At 61.4% G+C, this 17,635-nt stretch carries 15 protein-coding genes; 9 read left to right on the top strand and 6 right to left on the bottom strand.

Annotated elements, in window-relative coordinates; all coding sequences use genetic code 11:
* Window positions 1–58: 58 nt before the first annotated feature.
* The gene (gene pyrG / locus CIW50_RS06830) at window positions 59–1,690 is read left to right on the top strand and encodes a CTP synthase (RefSeq protein WP_149530543.1); all 1,632 of its coding nucleotides are present in this window, start codon (window positions 59–61) and stop codon (window positions 1,688–1,690) included.
* 76 nt (window positions 1,691–1,766) lie between these two features.
* Here the strand turns inward: pyrG and CIW50_RS06825 are convergent, their stop codons facing one another.
* A complete protein-coding gene (locus CIW50_RS06825) occupies window positions 1,767–2,960 on the bottom strand; it encodes a serine hydrolase domain-containing protein (RefSeq protein WP_197738353.1) in 1,194 nt (397 codons plus the stop codon).
* Between the two features lie 255 nt (window positions 2,961–3,215).
* Between CIW50_RS06825 and CIW50_RS06820 the strand changes: the two genes are divergently transcribed.
* Window positions 3,216–4,262: a histone deacetylase family protein gene (locus tag CIW50_RS06820; RefSeq protein ID WP_149530541.1), complete on the top strand. Its 1,047-nt coding sequence runs from the start codon at window positions 3,216–3,218 to the stop codon at window positions 4,260–4,262.
* Between the two features lie 59 nt (window positions 4,263–4,321).
* Here CIW50_RS06820 and CIW50_RS06815 read toward each other — a convergent pair whose 3' ends face one another.
* Window positions 4,322–7,030, bottom strand: coding sequence for a CHAT domain-containing protein (locus CIW50_RS06815; RefSeq protein WP_149530540.1), 2,709 nt, complete (start codon window positions 7,028–7,030; stop codon window positions 4,322–4,324).
* Window positions 7,031–7,042: 12 nt separating this feature from the next.
* Complete coding sequence (locus tag CIW50_RS06810) at window positions 7,043–7,357, bottom strand: PAAR domain-containing protein (RefSeq protein WP_149530539.1); 315 nt, start codon at window positions 7,355–7,357, stop codon at window positions 7,043–7,045.
* A 131-nt stretch (window positions 7,358–7,488) separates the two neighbouring features.
* Between CIW50_RS06810 and CIW50_RS06805 the strand changes: the two genes are divergently transcribed.
* The 3 genes from CIW50_RS06805 (at window position 7,489) to CIW50_RS06795 (ending at window position 10,054) form a co-directional block, all read left to right on the top strand.
* Window positions 7,489–7,815 (top strand): NIPSNAP family protein, encoded by a 327-nt coding sequence (locus tag CIW50_RS06805; protein ID WP_149530538.1) that lies wholly within the window; start codon window positions 7,489–7,491, stop codon window positions 7,813–7,815.
* Between the two features lie 141 nt (window positions 7,816–7,956).
* On the top strand, window positions 7,957–8,838 hold the full coding sequence (kdsA, locus tag CIW50_RS06800; protein WP_172980249.1) for a 3-deoxy-8-phosphooctulonate synthase: 882 nt from the start codon (window positions 7,957–7,959) through the stop codon (window positions 8,836–8,838).
* A gap of 31 nt (window positions 8,839–8,869) precedes the next feature.
* Window positions 8,870–10,054 (top strand): MFS transporter, encoded by a 1,185-nt coding sequence (locus CIW50_RS06795; RefSeq protein ID WP_149530536.1) that lies wholly within the window; start codon window positions 8,870–8,872, stop codon window positions 10,052–10,054.
* A 16-nt stretch (window positions 10,055–10,070) separates the two neighbouring features.
* Here CIW50_RS06795 and CIW50_RS06790 read toward each other — a convergent pair whose 3' ends face one another.
* Window positions 10,071–10,517 carry an NUDIX hydrolase gene (locus CIW50_RS06790; protein ID WP_149530535.1) on the bottom strand — a complete coding sequence of 149 codons (447 nt, stop codon included), beginning with the start codon at window positions 10,515–10,517 and terminating at the stop codon, window positions 10,071–10,073.
* Window positions 10,518–10,546: 29 nt separating this feature from the next.
* Window positions 10,547–11,026, bottom strand: coding sequence for a preQ(1) synthase (gene queF, locus CIW50_RS06785; protein WP_149530534.1), 480 nt, complete (start codon window positions 11,024–11,026; stop codon window positions 10,547–10,549).
* A 129-nt stretch (window positions 11,027–11,155) separates the two neighbouring features.
* On the opposite strand from queF, the gene eno reads away from it, so the two are divergent.
* Window positions 11,156–12,439, top strand: coding sequence for a phosphopyruvate hydratase (eno, locus tag CIW50_RS06780; RefSeq protein ID WP_149530533.1), 1,284 nt, complete (start codon window positions 11,156–11,158; stop codon window positions 12,437–12,439).
* Window positions 12,440–12,651: 212 nt separating this feature from the next.
* Window positions 12,652–14,739, top strand: coding sequence for a glycoside hydrolase family 113 (locus tag CIW50_RS06775; protein ID WP_149530532.1), 2,088 nt, complete (start codon window positions 12,652–12,654; stop codon window positions 14,737–14,739).
* 80 nt (window positions 14,740–14,819) lie between these two features.
* Here the strand turns inward: CIW50_RS06775 and CIW50_RS06770 are convergent, their stop codons facing one another.
* Entirely contained in the window at window positions 14,820–15,500 is a 681-nt protein-coding gene (locus tag CIW50_RS06770; protein WP_149530531.1) for a hypothetical protein, read from the bottom strand.
* A 215-nt stretch (window positions 15,501–15,715) separates the two neighbouring features.
* Between CIW50_RS06770 and CIW50_RS06765 the strand changes: the two genes are divergently transcribed.
* Window positions 15,716–16,996 (top strand): alpha/beta fold hydrolase, encoded by a 1,281-nt coding sequence (locus tag CIW50_RS06765; protein ID WP_246664185.1) that lies wholly within the window; start codon window positions 15,716–15,718, stop codon window positions 16,994–16,996.
* Between the two features lie 18 nt (window positions 16,997–17,014).
* Window positions 17,015–17,602 (top strand): protein-S-isoprenylcysteine O-methyltransferase, encoded by a 588-nt coding sequence (locus CIW50_RS06760; RefSeq protein WP_149530530.1) that lies wholly within the window; start codon window positions 17,015–17,017, stop codon window positions 17,600–17,602.
* Window positions 17,603–17,635 lie beyond the last annotated feature (33 nt).

The following is a 17,635-nucleotide window of genomic DNA, read 5'->3' as shown; positions in this document are numbered from 1 at the left end:
GCTAACGGCTGCGATTCGCTTTGGCGAATCGGTTTCGGAGCCTTAAAGGTTAAGTCCCATGGCGCGGTACATTTTCATCACCGGCGGCGTGGTCTCCTCGCTCGGTAAAGGTCTGGCTTCAGCGGCGTTAGGCGCGCTGTTGCAGGCGCGTGGCTACAAGGTCCGGCTTCGCAAGCTCGACCCCTATCTCAACCTCGATCCCGGGACGATGTCGCCGTATCAGCACGGCGAAGTGTTCGTGACCGACGACGGTGCCGAGACCGATCTCGATCTCGGCCATTACGAGCGTTTCACCGGACGGCCTGCCACCAAGCAGGACAACATCACCACCGGCCGGATCTATCAGGACATCCTCACCAAGGAACGCCGCGGCGACTATCTCGGCGCCACCATCCAGGTGATCCCGCACGTCACCAACGCCATCAAGGATTTCGTCCTCAGCGACAACGACGGCTACGATTTCGTACTGGTCGAAATCGGCGGCACCGTCGGCGACATCGAGGGCCTGCCGTTCTTCGAGGCGATCCGTCAGCTCCGCAACGACCTGCCGCGCGGCGACACCGTGTTCGTGCACCTGACGCTGCTCCCCTACATCCCGAGCGCCGGCGAATTGAAGACCAAGCCGACCCAGCACTCCGTCAAGGAGTTGCGTTCGATCGGCATCCAGCCTGACATCCTGCTGTGCCGTTGTGACCGCGATATCCCGAAGGAAGAGCGCCGCAAGCTGGGCCTGTTTTGTAACGTCCGCGAGAGCGCCGTGATTGAGGCGCGCGACGTCGACAACATCTATGCCGTGCCCGAGGCCTATCACGTCGCCGGGCTGGACGACGAAGTGCTTGCCGCATTCGGCATGACGCCGAAGGCGCTGCCCGAGCTGAAGACCTGGAACACCATCAACGAGCGCGTCCGTCATCCGGAAGGCGCGGTGACCATCGCCATCGTCGGCAAATATACCGGCATGAAGGACGCCTATAAGTCGCTGACTGAAGCGCTGTCCCATGGCGGTATCGCCAACAAGGTGAAGGTCAATCTCGACTGGATCGAGAGCGAGGTTTTCGAGAACGAAGACCCGGCGCCGTTCCTCGAACACGTCAACGGCATCCTCGTGCCCGGCGGCTTCGGCCAGCGCGGCGCCGAGGGCAAGATCCGCGCAGCACAGTTCGCGCGCGAGCGTAACGTGCCGTATTTCGGCATCTGCTTCGGCATGCAGATGGCGGTCATCGAGGCGGCGCGTAACCTTGTCGGCATCAAGAACGCCAATTCCACGGAGTTCGGTGAGACCAAGGAGCCGGTGGTCGGTCTGATGACCGAATGGCTGCGTGGCAACGAGCTCGAGAAGCGCCACAATGCCGGCGATCTCGGCGGCACCATGCGGCTCGGCGCCTATCCGGCGGCGCTGACCAAGGGCAGCAAGGTCTCGGAAGTTTATGGTGGCGCCACGGAGATCTCCGAGCGACATCGCCATCGCTACGAGGTTAACACCGCCTACAAGGACCGTCTGGAAAAGCACGGGTTGATGTTCTCGGGTCTGTCGCCGGATGGCGTGCTGCCGGAAATCGTCGAATACCAGAACCATCCGTGGTTTATCGGCGTGCAGTATCATCCCGAACTGAAGTCACGCCCGTTCGAACCGCACCCGCTGTTCGCGTCCTTCATCAAGGCGGCGGCGGCGCAGAGCCGGCTGGTGTAATCGCGAAGAACGGATGATGCTTCGCTCATCCGTTCTTCAGCAATCCGGAAAACGGTGTTCGCCGATCCGATGTCCACTATCGGCCGAAGTGATCGCTCACGGTTTCAGCGAAGCGAAGCGTCAGTTCGGTGAGGGGCGCGTCCAGCGGAGCCGCCTGTGACGATACCTTTGCGATGACCAGTTCTTTCGCGGGCTCGACAAAGACGTTCTGACCGTGGATGCCCAGTCCAAGTGCCATCGCGCGGTCCCTCAGGACATACCACTTACTGCGATAGTGCATCGATCGACCGCCGAAGTAGGGTGCCAGATCACCATCCGACCAGGCCGCCGGGTCACCGTTTGCAAGGATGTCATCGATCCACCCGGACGGGATGATGGACGCCCCGTTTCGGCGGCCGCCTTGAAGGATCAATTGGCCCACGCGCGCAAGATCCATCACCGTGGTGCAGATGCCACCCGCGCAACGCGGAGCGCCAAAGCGATCGACGGTGATATAGGCGGAGCGTTGCGCGCCCATCGGCTGCCACAGATGCGCGCTCATCAGATCCGCGAAGCGCGTGCCGGTCGCCCGTTCCAGTATCCAGCCCAGCAAGTCGGAATTTGTCGATACGTAATGGAAGGGGCCGCCATCCGGACCACTGCGATCTTTCAGGCTGGTCAAAAAGCTGCGCAAGTCGCTCGGGCTCTCGCCCGGGCCCAGAGGATTCCAGCCAGTTGATTTGCGATACTCGACGATAGGGCCGGAGGTTGCGAGGTAGTTCTCGTCGAACTGAAGACCGACGCGCATATCCAGCACATGACGCACCGTAGTCTCGGAATACACCGAGCCGCGAAGCTCCGGAATGATCGACACGATTGTCTGCTCCGGGTCGAGGGCGCCTTTCGCGACAAGAATGCCTGCCACAAGCCCTGTCAGAGACTTCGACACCGACATCAGAATATGTGGCGTGTTCGCTCCCATGCCGTTGGCATAGTGCTCGAAGATCACTTTGCCTCGGTGCAGGATCACCAATCCGTCGGTAGCCGTATCGCTGAGCAGTTTGTCGAATGAATATCGTGCGCCGAGATGCTCGACCGACAGTGATGAAAGGTCGCTCGGGCGAGATTCCAGTTGCCAGATATCGCCGGGTGCGTTGGGGATATCGGCAGAGGGGACGATCTCCCGGACATGATGAAACGCCCATTTGTTGTAAAGGCCGGTGCGCCAGTTGGCCAAACTGACCTGGTCTGTGGGAAGGGACGGGAAACCGGACATCAGCGCAGACGGCATTCGTATTATCTCCAGAGAACGGATCATCGCGCGAATTCTGACCGTTTACATCGGAGGCGTCGAGAGGCGCTGATCGCGCGGCGTCGGATGGGTTTTCCGGCAGGCGGAAGCAGGTCGTTGGCTTCGCATGGCCGATGCGAGAAGGCGGCTGTTGCGCTCGCGACGTGATGGAGCATTGATTGGCGCAAACCAATCATGCGAGTAACCGTGAAGACTCTGGTCTGCTGACCAGTCGAACGGACGGAAGGATGATCCATGCGTGCTTTCTATCACCCGGAACAGGCGCTTCATTCGCCGCAGCAGTTCATGCGCTATGGCCGCTTTGTGCCCGTGAAGGACACGCCGCTTCGCACCGAACGATTGATCGGGGCTTTGGCTCGTCACGGGATCGCACCCGAAGAACCTGCTGCCTACGGCACAGGGCCTGCACTCACGGTTCATACTCCGGCTTTCGTCCGCTTTCTGGAAACCGCGTGGGAGAACTGGGCCAAGTTGCCTGACCACGGACCGGAAGTGTGGCCGCAATACTTCCCTTACTGGAGCGGTCGGCCGGAAGATGCCGCGCGGCCGGATTGCCCGGCCACCGGCTTCATCGGCCAGGTGGGATGGTATCTCGGCGATCTGTCGGTGCCGATGGGACCGGATAGCTGGCTTTCCATTCTGCGCGCTTCGGAAACGGCGACAGCGGGCGCCGACGCCATCCTTGCCGGTGATCGATCTGCCTATGCGCTATGCCGCCCGTCCGGCCATCATGCCCGTGCTGATCGTGGCACCGGCTTCTGTTATCTTAACAACAGCGCGATCGCGGCGCAGCGACTGCGCAGCCGCTTCAGCAAGGTCGCGATCATCGATGTCGATGTTCACCACGGTGATGGCACACAGCAGATTTTCTACACGCGCCCGGATGTGCTGACGATCTCGGTGCACGGCGATCCCACCGACTTCGGGCCGTATTATACTGGCTATGCGAACGAGACCGGATATGGCGCGGGCGAGGGTTGCAATCTCAACCTGCCGCTTCAACCCGGTGCCGGCGGCGCCGAAATGAATGCCGCGCTCGACACCGCGATCGCACGCGTTCGCGCATTCGGCGCCGATGCGCTTGTCGTGGCGCTCGGCTTCGATGCTCATCGCGACGATCCGATCGGCATCCTGAAGCTCGAGGCAAAGGACTTCGGGAGCGTCGGGACCAAGATGCAATCGCTGGGTCTGCCGACGCTCGTCGTCCAGGAAGGCGGCTATGGCATCGACGCGATCCAGGACTGTCTCGATGCGTTCCTGACCGGATTCAAGCAAACGTAGCCTGAGTGGCGCATAGGGCGGATTACGCTTCGCTCATCCACCCTATGCGCAGCATCAGCCTAGCTCTCGAAAAACACGAACGCCGCCCAGACCGATGGATCCTTGGCGGCCGTAATCCTGCCCTGGATCGCCTCGATGCGGACCTTGCGCAGGGCACTGGCGTAATCGAGCCCGTCGTCGGCTAGCACCTGATAGAATCGCGCCATGAAATTGGCGGTGCCTTCATCGGCGACTTCCCAGAGCGTCAGCAGCGAGCGCCGCGCGCCGGCGATGGCCAGCGCAGTCGGCATGCCGCGCACGCTGCCGATCCTTGAGGGATCGCCAAGCGCAGTCTGGCAGGCGGACAGCACGACAAGATCGGCCGCTGACAGGTTCCAGTCCATCAGTTCGCGGGCATAGATCACGCCGTCGTTGCCGTCGCGCTGTGGGGGGCGGCCGAAATTGGGGCGCGAGGCGACGAGGCCGCTGCGCCACATCGCATCGGTGCGGTCTGACGCTGCTCTGTAGAAGCCGTGAGTGGCGAGATGTATCACGGCGGCGCCTTGGGCCTTCTCCTTGATCTCGGCTTCGCCGCTCTGTGGGCCGGACATCGTTACGCTGTCGAGCCCACGCTTTTTGAGATCGGCATCGACGAGATCGATCTCGATCTTCGTTGAAGGCAACTGACTCGCCGCGCCAGCATAATCAAGCCCGCCAACCAACAGCGCCTTGCTGCCTTTGATCAGCCTGGTGTCCTGATCGGTAAAGAAGATGGCATCGGCGCGGGTCAGGATGCGGGTGTCGTAGATCTCGTCGAGATAGCGGCCGGATGCATCCTGCAGCATCGCGAAGGGCAGGCTGTAGAGCTCGGCATCCGGGACAAGAAACAGCCGCTTCACGTCTGCGATCTGCGGCTTCAGCGAGCCGATGAGCGTGTCATGGAGGCGACGGAAGAGTTTGGCACGGTCAGGTGTTGTCGCGTCGATCTCCAGGAAACTGTCGAGCGGGCCGAGATCGACCAGCGCCGGCGCGGTGTTGTGGCGGCGGATCACCGCCTGCAGCCGCATCTCCGGTTTTGGCGCGATCGGATTGACGCGGTTGCGGCGACCGCTGACGAAGAAGTCGACCAGCGCGTCCGATCGTTCGAGCCTGTCTTCTATCGACGGAAGCTTGAGGTCGTCCGGCGCCTTGTTTCCCATCTTCGCGGATAACGCTAGCCGTGCGTCTTGCAATTGCCTGAGCACGTCGCGTGCGTCGTCGTCGATCTTGCCCGATGACAGTAATTCCTGCTGCTGGCCGGATAGCCGCAATACGTTCTGCGCGAGTGCCTTGGTGGCGTCATCAGGCAGCCGGTCGGCCGTCAGGCGCAGGAGTGTACGTTCACCGTCTTCCATCGTCTTCCAGCGCGACACTGCATCCGCATAGGCCATGGCCGCGGTTGGTTCGACCAGCGCGTAGCGGCCGAATTCATACAGGATGTCGTCGGCCAGCTTGCGCATGGTCTCGGCGACGTAGCGGTTACCGGCGGTGCCGACCTCGCGCAGCATCCAGCGGAACGCCTGCTGCTCGACATCCTTGAAGGTGGCCAGCGTGTCCTTGTCGCCGCGCTTCATCCGCGTCATCGCGACGCCGAGCAGGGCGTCGAACGTGATCGGGTGCTGACGCGCGATGGTCGCCTGCGAGCGTTGATAGGCGTCGACCCGCAGCGCCAATGCGCGGTCGGTGTCGCCGCGCATCTCATACTGGTCGGCGGCGAGCTGTGCCGCCTTGATGCGCAAAAGATCTGGTGCGCCGTTCCAATCCTTGACCCGAGCCATCGCCTCCAGATCGGTGCGGCTCATTTGCTGATCGGGATGGAAATAGGCTTTTGTATAGGCGATCCAGACATTGGCTTGCTGGACATGTTCAGAGGAGGGATCGGCGAGTTCGGTGGCGCACCGCTTCTGCAGTTCGAGCGCGCGTAGCGTTTCGGCTTCGTTGCCCATGGCCAGATGGTTGAGCGCGAGATTGCTGGCGCTCACCAGCGCCTGGATGCTGCCATAGCCGTAATGCGCGATGCGCTTGCGCAGCAGCGGCTCATCGATTCCCGCGGCGACGTCGGGATGCCCGACCATGCGTAGCGCTTCGGCATAGTTGTTCTCGGTCCGCCAGAATAGCGGTTCACGGTCGCCGAGCGCCTTTCGAGCATTCAGATAGGTTTCTTCGGAGAGATTGAGGCCTGATGCCACGGCGCCGTTATTGGTCAACAGCGTCGCGAGGATGTCGCCGCCGGCGATATCCTGCGCCGAATTCGGCCCATAGGCCGCGCGCATGCGTTTGCGTGCTTCAGTCGCGACTGGGATGCCGAGATCGTATTGATTGCTGCGTTCCAGAAAGCGCGCATATTCGAACCAGAACGTGATTGCATCGTTGCCGCCATCGCGTGCGGCACGGGTTCGGGCTCCATCGGCGAACAGCTCGGATGCCGTGGCATTGTCTCGCCGTCGCTCGAACGAACTGGCGGCATTGAGATAGGCCGAGATTGTGAGGCGGTGATAGCTGCTCTGCGTGACCTCGCGGAGCGCGTTCTTCAGCCGGTCGCGGCCGCTGTCGGTGTTGCCAGCGCGCAGCGCATTGAAGGCATCCTGAATCTTCGCCGCAAGCTCGCGCTCGCTTGGTGCGGGGCGATTCTGCGCTTTAGCGGCAGGGGTGAAGGCCGGCAGCACCATGACGCCGCCGGCAATGGCAACGGCCAGCCGGCCGGCGAAGCTTACGCTTGCGGCCCATCGTACCCGGGATGACAACGACATGTCCGGCAGGTCTCACTTGCAGCCCGACGTACTGTCTCCGGCACGGGCCATCGGCTTGCCATTGATGAACACGCCGGTGCTGCCCGAAATGGTCTTGCCGCCGCATTCGGTGCTACCGCCGACAACGGCTGCAGGCTTGCCATTGATGTAAACGCCTTTTGCGCCTTCGATGATCTTGCCATCGGTGGTGGTGTCACCGACGCGTGCCGCCGGCTTGCCATCGACCATCACGCCGGTGGCGCCCGACGTGATCTTGCCGGGCTGTTGAGCGGTGGCAGACACGGTCAGTGTCATCAGGATGAGTAGCGACAGAAGGGGCTTTTGCATCGTCGATCCAAGTCGGTTGCATCACGGGCGCCATGATGTAAGCCTGACGCTTCGCAGGCAAGGGACGATGCCGCAACGAGCCATGCGTTAGAGCCTTTCAAGGCTGACAAAATGGGAAGGAACCAAAGCCGATGATCTATGAACTACGCGTCTATCGCTGTTTGCCGGGACGTTTGCCGGCGCTGATGAAGCGATTTGAATCTGTCACATTGAAGCTGTGGGAAAAGCACGGCATCCGGCAGTCCGGATTCTTCACCACGGTGATCGGCGAATCCAATCAGGAACTGACTTATATCCTGAAATGGGAATCGCTCGCGGAGCGCGAGAAGGTCTGGACCGCATTCATGTCCGATCCCGAGTGGATGTCGGCGCGCGCGAAGTCCGAAGAGGACGGCCAGATCGTCGGCAATATCGTCAGCCAGCTGCTGGCGCCGACGGCCTTCTCGGCGCTGAAGTAAGCCTGGTCCCGGGGCAGAGGCTGGTCCGGCCCGGTGCCGAGGCCGCCCTGGCCGGGTCGGAGGCGGCTTCCGCCGCAACCCTGATATTCCGACCGGCGGGATGGGCCTGATCCGGCTTGCATCCCGCCCTGTCCTGCGGTCATGGTCTCGCGCGAAAAGGAGACCGTTTTGACCGCATCGTCCGCAGCCGCGCCCGTCGTCGCACTTGGCAATGTCCGCTTCGGCAACAACTTGCCGATCTCGGTAATCGCCGGGCCATGCCAGCTGGAAAGCCGGGCGCATGCGCTCGAAGTGGCATCGGCGCTGAAGGAGATCGCGACCCGGCTCAAGATCGGTCTCGTCTTCAAGACCTCGTTCGACAAGGCCAACCGGACCAGCGCCTCCGCCGCGCGCGGCATCGGTCTCGACGACGCGCTCCCCATCTTCGCCGAGATCCGCGAGACGCTCGGCCTGCCTGTGCTGACAGACGTGCACGAGAACGATCAATGTGCCCGCGCTGCCGAGGCGGTCGATGTGCTGCAGATCCCGGCCTTCCTGTGCCGGCAAACCGATCTGCTGCTGGCTGCGGCGGCGACCGGGAAGGTGGTCAATGTGAAGAAGGGCCAGTTTCTCGCGCCCTGGGACATGGCCAATGTGGTCAGCAAGTTGACCTCGTCGGGCAACGACAAGGTACTGGTCACCGAGCGCGGCGCGTCGTTCGGCTACAACACGCTGGTCTCTGACATGCGGGCGCTGCCGATCCTTGCGCGTACCACCGGCGCGCCTGTGATCTTCGACGCTACCCATTCGGTGCAGCAGCCGGGCGGCAAAGGGACATCATCGGGCGGCGAGCGCGAATTCGTGTCGGTGCTGGCCCGCGCGGCCGTGGCGGTTGGCGTCGCCGGTGTCTTCATCGAGACCCATCCCGATCCGGACAATGCGCCGTCCGACGGTCCTAACATGGTGCCGCTGCGTGACTTCGAGGCGCTGGTGAAGAACCTGATGGCTTTCGACGTGCTCGCCAAGCAGACAGCCACGGCGTGATAATGTCGCATCGGTTTGCGGTGGCGCGCTGATGCTGCCGCCGGTTCTCAACGTCATCGCGCTGGCGTCCTTCGCTGCCGCACTATCGCAGCGTGCGCTCGATCCGGTGCTGCCACATGTGGCAGACGATCTGTTGGTCACGGTCGCTGTCGCGGCGGGTCTGTCATCGGCGCTCGCTTTCACCTTTGCCATCGTGCAACCGGTCCTCGGCGCTGCCGCCGACGTGTTCGGCAAGGCGCGCCTGATGATCGTGTGCCTAGTGTTGCTCGGCATCGCCAGCATTCTTGGTGCGCTCACCACATCCTATCCGCTACTGCTGGCGACACGCGTGCTGGCCGGCATTGGGGCAGGTGGAGTGTTTCCGGTGACGCTCAGCCTGACCAGCGATCTGGTCGGACCGAAGCTGCGCCAAGTCGCGCTCAGCCGCGTGATGGCAGGTGCCATGACCGGCAATTTGCTGGGCTCGACTGCCTCGGGCGTGATCGGCGATTTCTTCGGCTGGCGCGGCGTGCTGGTGATCCTCGGCAGCCTCGCCATTGCTGCTTCGGTTGCCGTGGCGCTCGGCTTCAAAGGCGCTGCGCTCGTCAAGCCAGCCGCAAAGGCCGATCTGCGCATGCTGGCGAAGGGCTACAAGGTGATTTTTCGCAACCCGAACACGCTGATCGTCTACAGCGCGGTGTTCATCGAGGGCTGCTGCATCCTCGGCCTGTTTCCCTATATCTCATCGTTCCTTTTCGACCGCGGCGTCACAAGCCTGTCAATTGCTGGTCTCGTGCTCGCCTGTTTTGCCGTCGGCGGCCTGTTCTATACGGCGACCGTGTCGCGCATGCTGGCGCGGCTCGGTATCAATGGCATGATGATCTATGGCGGCATCCTGATCGCGATTCAGCTTGCCGCCACCGCCTTCAGTCCGAACTGGCAGATCCAGGCGCTGAGCCTGCTGCTGATGGGCTGGGGCTTCTACATGCTGCATGGCTCGCTGCAGATATTCTCGACGGAGCTGTCACAGGAAGCCCGCGCCAGCGCCATGTCGCTGCACGCGTTCTGCTTCTTCATGGGCCAATCCGTCGGCCCGATCGCCTATGGCTTCGGTCTCGCGCATGCCGGTAAGATGCCGACGCTGTTGGTTAGCGCCGCAGTCGTATTTGCGCTCGGCTTCGCGGCTGCGAAGCTGCTGAAACCGACCAAGCCGGCGGATGCGACGGCAGTACGGTAGAGCCTATAGGCTCAGCCTATTTGGTTATGGCTGCGAGCATGTCCAGCAAATTTTCCGGCCAAACGACATCCGTCGTCTGCCTCAGTTCGTCTCTCGACCACCAGCGGTGATCGGCAATCACTTCGGCTTCCTGCGGAGTCCATTCGAGACGGGATAGTGCGACTCCGTCCGATGTCACGAGATAATATTGCTCGAACGAACTGACATATTCGCCATCGGGCAATTGCAAACTGAACTCTCGGTTTGCCAAGGGCTCGCCGAGCGCTTCGCGTATCAATCCCGTTTCTTCGCGAAGTTCGCGAATTGCCGCGTCGTGAAATGTCTCGTCGTCCTCGACGCCTCCGCCCGGCGTCGCCCAGTAATCCTGGCCGGCGAGTGCGCCTGCTTTGTGAATAAACCGAAAAAGCAGAACGCGTCGGTCTTTGTCGATGACAAGCAGGCGTGCGGATTTACGCTGTCTCACGACTGCGTTCTCCTTCGTGGCTGAGGCGTTCACCCCCGCCCGCGATACGGCGCTACGCCCTGCTCGGGGACCCAGACGCCCTTGGGCAGCGTTCCGGTCTGCCAGAACACGTCGATAGGGATGCCGCCGCGCGGATACCAGTAACCGCCGATGCGCAGCCATTTCGGCTTGATGGCGGAGGCAACGCGCTTGCCGATCTCAACGGTGCAATCCTCATGGAAGGCGCCGTGATTGCGGAACGAGGCGAGATAGAGCTTCAACGATTTCGACTCGACCAGCCACTGGCCCGGTACATAGTCGATCATCAGATGGGCGAAATCCGGCTGGCCGGTGATCGGGCACAGCGAGGTGAATTCCGGCGCGGTGAAGCGCACCACGTAATTGGTGTCCTTCTGCGGGTTCGGCACCCGGTCAAGCTTCGCCTGTTCGGGGGAAGTCGGCCATTCCACGGCGCGGCCGAGCTGCAGGTCATTGGGCAATTTCGGGGATTTGCGGGGTGTTTTTGACATAAATATCTCCGTTACGGCGGTTCATAGCCAATCCCGGGGCCGCCGTCACGCCAGGCGGGGTTTTCCCGCCGGGAGGCTTGCTGTAGAAGCGGCGCCAACCACCCACCCCCCAGCACAAAGAGGGCATTCATGACCGCCATCGTCGACATCATCGGCCGCGAAATTCTCGATAGCCGCGGCAATCCCACGGTTGAAGTCGACGTCGTCCTCGAAGACGGGTCCATGGGGCGCGCCGCGGTTCCGTCGGGAGCTTCCACCGGCGCCCATGAGGCGGTCGAGCTGCGCGACGGCGACAAGAGCCGTTATCTCGGGAAGGGCGTGCAGAAGGCGGTCGACGCCGTTAATGGCGAAATCTTTGACGCCATCGGCGGCATGGATGTCGAGAACCAGGTCCAGCTCGACGAGATCATGATCGAACTCGACGGCACCCCGAACAAGTCGCGCCTCGGCGCCAATGCGATCCTCGGTGTCTCGCTGGCCGCCGCCAAGGCTGCAGCGGAATCCTTCGACATGCCGCTGTATCGCTATGTCGGCGGTACTTCGGCCCGCACGCTGCCGGTGCCGATGATGAACATCATCAATGGCGGCATGCATGCCGATAATCCGATCGACTTCCAGGAATTCATGATCATGCCGGTCGGCGCGGCGACCTTCGCCGAAGGCCTGCGTTGCGGCGCCGAGATTTTCCACACGCTGAAGAGCGAGCTGAAGAAGGCCGGCCACAACACCAATGTCGGCGACGAAGGCGGTTTCGCGCCCAATATCGGCTCGGCCGAAGCGGCACTGGATTTCGTGATGGCTGCGATCGGCAAGGCTGGCTACTCCGCTGGCAAGGACGTGATGCTGGCGATGGATTGCGCCGCCACCGAGTTCTTCAAGGACGGCGCCTATGTCTATGGCGGCGAGAACAAGACCCGCAACATCTCCGAGCAGGCGAAGTATCTCGCGCAGCTGGTGGCGAACTATCCGATCGTCTCGATCGAGGACGGCATGTCGGAAGACGACATGGATGGCTGGAAGCAGCTCACCGATCTGATCGGTTCGAAGTGCCAGCTGGTTGGCGACGATCTGTTCGTCACCAACGTCAAGCGTCTGGAAGACGGCATCAAGAATGGCCGCGCCAATTCGATTCTGATCAAGGTCAACCAGATCGGTTCGCTGACTGAAACGCTGAGCGCCGTCGAAATGGCCTACAAGGCCGGCTACACCGCTGTCATGTCGCACCGTTCGGGTGAGACTGAAGATTCCACGATCGCCGATCTCGCCGTCGCCACCAATTGCGGGCAGATCAAGACCGGCTCGCTGGCACGCGCGGATCGCACCGCCAAGTACAATCAGTTGCTGCGCATCGAGCAGCAGCTCGGCACCCAGGCGAAATATGCCGGCAAAGCTGCACTGAAGGCTCTCGCGTAAAGCGCAGTCGCGGCCTTCAGGGCCGAGCAAGGAACTACGTGATCAACGCCGTTCGCTGAAATAGCGAGCGGCGTTTTTCATTGAATATTCTTGACCGCGCAAGCCGACAACGCGATTCAATTTGTAGACGTCATCATGATACCCCATTGCGGTCGCGAAGGTATCACGTTGCGGGTTCAGCCTTCTCCAGGCAATGCTGATGGAGAGCGCGAATGCCCAACATCTTTAAGGTCCAAGGTTTCGGTGCACTGTCGGAGTGGAATGGACAGTTCTCCAGTGCGTCGGCCGATCAAGCGTTTCAGGCCATGGCGTCCTTGGGATCGAACTCGATCGCGCTGACGACGCGGATATGGACCGACAGCCGTACGGGCAATGACGTGCTCGCCGTGCCGGCCAAGACCGAAAGCGATGAGAGCCTGTTGGCTGGTTTTCAGAAGGCGCATGCCGCAGGGCTGGATGTTGTCTTCAAGCCGGGCATCACGGGTCTCGACGGCACGATCTCGCACAGTCTGGCGCCTTCGGATGTCGATGCGTTCTTTGCGTCGTACAAGGCGGAGATTGTGCATCTGGCCGAAATCGCGGAGCAGGGTGATGTCGCCAGTTTCGCCATCGGCAATGAGATGAGCAGCCTTTCGGGCGACGCCTATCGCAACTACTGGACCGATATCATCGGAGCTGTGCGCGGCGTCTATCATGGCGAAGTCACTTACGCGGCGGCAACCGACGAAGCATCCAAGGTCAGCTTCTGGGACCAGGTCGATACGATCGGGATCAACGCCTATCCACCCTTGACGGCTAGCACGACGCCGACGGTGGACGATCTCGTGCACGCGTGGAACGAGGTGCCGTACAATCCGTATTACGCCAAAGCATTCGACTATCAGTCGCCCGTCGATTTCTTTCATTCGCTGGCGCTGGAGTACGGCAAGCCGGTGCTGATGACGGAGGTCGGCTATCGCAGCATCGACGGCACGGCGATCAATCCGGGCGGAGGCTCATCCAAGGCGCCTGCGGATCTCGCCGAACAGGCTGATGCCTATAATGCCTTCTTCCAGGTCTGGAGCGCACATGGCGGCAGCTGGCTGAAAGGCGTCGAGTTCTGGCAGTGGGATCTCAACAACTTCTACTCCGAGACCGGTTATTCGGTCATGGACAAGCCGGCGCAGGATGTCGTTGACCAATACTTCCACGGCAATGGCACGATCCCTGGGCTTACGGTGACGGGATCATCGATCGGAGATACCATCGATCTGGGTAACGGCAATAACGTTATTTACAGTGGGCTCGGCCATGACGAAATTCGAACCGGCGCCGGCAACGACATCATTGTTGCAGGGCAAGCGACGGCGGAGAAACTGGCCAGCACGACGATTACGTTGACTGGCTATGGCTCCGTGGTCGACGGCGTTGGTGCGCAAGCGCAGATCATGGTGAACGGCCAGCCACTCTCTGGCACGCATGAGTTCACCTCGGCAACGGATCCATCCGGCTATCAAACCTGGACGGTGACGTTCGACAATCCAGCGCAGATCACTAGCATCGACATCAATCTGGCGAATTCTGCGCCGGGAAGGGCGCTGCACCTCAAGGACATTGCCATCAACGGCGTAGAACTCAATCCGAGCGACGGCACCAATGCCAGTTCGCCCGGCTCATTTGATCTCTATGTGCGCAGTATCCATTTTGATACTGCCCAACATCAGGACTGGTTCTTCGGCGCATCGAGTGACAACGACGTCGTCCGCGCCGGCGCTGGCGACGACATCATTACGGGTGGTATCGGCAACGATATTATCAACGGCGAGGCCGGTATCGATACTGCGGTGTACTCCGGCAATTTCGCCGACTACACGATCAGTCACAGCGGAAACCAGATCGTCGTCGCAGATGGGGTCGCAAGCCGTGACGGCACCGACTATCTTATGAATGTCGAATTGATGAAATTTGCCGATGGCACATATGCCACCGACACGCTGGCGAAACTGATCGAGGCATCGACAACGACCGTCGCGACGCCAATCGCACCGGCGGCGACGGGCGCCGCGGGGGAAGTCATCAGTCAAGCGGCCAGCGACAACTTCGCGTTCAAATCATCAGTGATGTCCGCCTCCTCCGCAAGAGGGGAAGCGGTTGAAGGGCATGCGATCGAGACAGCTACGCCGCTTTCGGACGTCGGAGTCAATGCAGCGCTTCACGTAGACGTCGCGGCTGCGCCGGATCATCTTGTTGATCACACGGCTTCGGCTTCTCCGAGCGAGACGGCAGCGTCAACGGCCCATCACGACGTCTTTCTCATATAGGACGGCTCGCAGCGGGGCTGGAATCATTCAGCCGAGGTGACGATCACCTCGGCTGAATGCGTTTCGATATTTGCCGCGTATTATTGCGGGGCAGCCGAGACCTGTGCAGGCTTCGGCGCCGCTGGCTTGCGGCGGATGCCACCGCCGGTCACGGCCATGACACGGGCAATGGCCTGACGCTGCAGGCTGTTGTCCTTGTCGATCGAGAAGTGGTTGGTGGTGGCGTTCTCGTTCACATTGGCGAGTTTGCCCTTGAAGCGGGGATCCGCAGACACCGCGCGTCCCCAGCCGGCGGGTACGTAATAGTTCACGATCTGCTTTACATTGTTGGGGACGGCATCGGGCGCCACCGGATCGAAGTTCACGATCAGCGCCACCGGGATGTTGTACTGCGCGAGCTTGCGGGCAATCGAGATGGTCACGTCGGCACCGGCCGAGTGGCCCATCAGGATGATCGGTTCGCGGTTACCGGCCTTGTACCGGGCGATCATGTCGTCCGCCTGGCCGCTCCACAGCGTGTGATTGCTAACCGAGGAGGCGACGCCGGCGGCTTCGAGCTTGTAGGCGATCTGATCCATGCCGAGCGAGAACACGTTCATGAGGCCACGATAGAGATAGACATGGCCCGGGCGACGGCCGGGCGCAGCATCGGCATCCCCGGAACTCGCGAGCGAGGCCACAAAGAGCGACGACAGAATCAGCAAAACGGCCGCCGGAGAGGTCCACGACGGCCGTTTGAAGCCCTTGAGAGCAATCGACATAGTGCTTTCTTTCTTCGAAAAAACCCGTGACATGTTCAGACATAAGGCCCTGCCGTCAATCACAGTCCTGCCTCGATTCCCGGAATTGTGATGAAGGGGGTTGCGAAAGGGCGGCTGTGTGACCTGCGGGCGACAAAATCCTGCCGGACGCTTCTGTTTTGGGCATAGGCAGGTTTGTCGGCGCAGGCGAATTTGCTATGCACCGGATCAGAACGGTGCGTGATGCACTCGGGAGCGAACGGACGATGATCGCGCGGCGACATGTCTTCCATATTGGCGGCTACGACCCGATTCTGCCGGACACGCAACTCGAGCGGTTCCGCCGTTCGCTGTCGAGTTTCGAGAAGACGTGGAGCGTGTCTGCGCATGCGTCCGGCGTGCTTGATGCTACGGATGTGAGCGCCTCCTGGCGGGCCGAGGCCTCGGGGCCTAACTGGAAGACCGAAACCACCTACGAGATGCTGCGCTGGGATGATCTGATCCTGCAGGATCACACCCGAAGCATGCTGTCGCGATTGAGCGCCGCCTTTGTCACGCTGGGCGACTGGCTGGTGACGGGAACCCTGTTCCGCTTCTTCCATGCAAGCTGGAAATATGCCGGCTTCTTCCTGTTCTCCTATCTGTGGATCGCGGGCTTTGCTGCATCTGGCGCATTGGTGGGCTATGGGCTGACTTGGCTGCTCGGCATGTCAGACGCGGCCGCTTGGATCGCCGGCGCGATTATCGCTGCTGCCGTCTTCACGGCGCTGTTGCACCATTACGGCTGGCGCAAGCCGATCAATCATGTGTTCGACGACTGGATTTTCTCGCGGCAATATGTCCATGGCCAGCGACCGAAGATGAAGGCGCGCGTCGATGAATTCGCCAAGATCATCGTAGCCCGCGCACAGAAAGCCGATGTCGACGAGGTCGTGATCGTCGGCCATTGCCTCGGCGCGGCACTGGTAATGGAGGCGGCGGCCCGCGCACTCGCGCTCGACCCGGATCTCACCAAACACGGCCCGACCATCTGCGTGATGACGGTCAGCGCGACCATCCCGAAATTCGCATTGCATCCCGCCGGCAAGAGCGTACGCGAGGCAACGCGCCTCATCGCCGATACACCGGCGATCCGCTGGACAGAATATCACGCCCGCGACGACGTCATCAGTTTCTACCGTTTCGATCCGGTGACCTTGAAACGCCGTAGCCGCGATCGCGACGAGGGCAGACCGAACATCCGGCGTGTCCAGATGCATGCCATGATGGGTATGGAGCAATTCAAGCGCTATCGCTTCAGCTTCATGCGCATCCACTATCAGATGGTGATGGGCAATCAGTGCCGCGCGCCCTACGACTATTGCATGGTGATCTGCGGTCCTCTGCCGTTCGACGAGATCACCGCGGGCGAAGGCGGCCTCAAACGCTTTGGTGCGGATGGCGCGCTGCTCGATATTCCGGCTTCGAAAACCACTTCCTCTCAATCGCAAGTCGGGGCATCCGTGAATGCCGCATGATGGCCTGATCGGACGACAATGACCGCGTCACTTCTTGGAACCTATGTCTGGGCGATCGGTCTGATCGCCTGGTTCATCATTCGCTACCCCTATGCGCGCAAGGCCCGCCGCACGGCGACATTGCGCGCGGTCGGCTGGAGCCGCGAACGCATCCTGCTGGCAATCGCCACGATCGGACTGTTCGTGGTACCGTTGATCTGGCTGCTGACAGGCTGGCCGGCCGCACTGAACTACCAGCTGAATTATGCGGCGGTCGTGGTCGGCGGCGCGCTCTATGTGCTGTCGCTCTGGCTGTTTCGCCGGTCGCACAAGGATCTCGGCCGGCAATGGTCGGCTAGCCTGGAAATCCGCGAGGCTCACCAGATCGTGCGTGCTGGCGTCTATCGCAGCATCCGCCATCCGATGTATGCCTCGTTCTGGTTGTGGGCACTGGCGCAGGCGTTCCTGCTGCCGAATGCCATGGCCGCGCTGGGCGGACTGGTCGCGATCGCGATCCTCTTTTTTACCCGCATTGATTATGAAGAGCGGATGCTAATCGAGGCATTCGGCGACGACTACCGGGCCTATATGCGTGAAACCAAGCGTATCATTCCGGGTATCTACTGACGCGGCACCAGACCGCCGGACAGATTGAGGGGA

The organism is Tardiphaga sp. P9-11 (assembly GCF_008329525.1).
Classification (GTDB): domain Bacteria; phylum Pseudomonadota; class Alphaproteobacteria; order Rhizobiales; family Xanthobacteraceae; genus Tardiphaga.
Note: the sequence above shows the minus strand (reverse complement) of the source record. Positions and strands in the feature narration are given on the sequence as shown.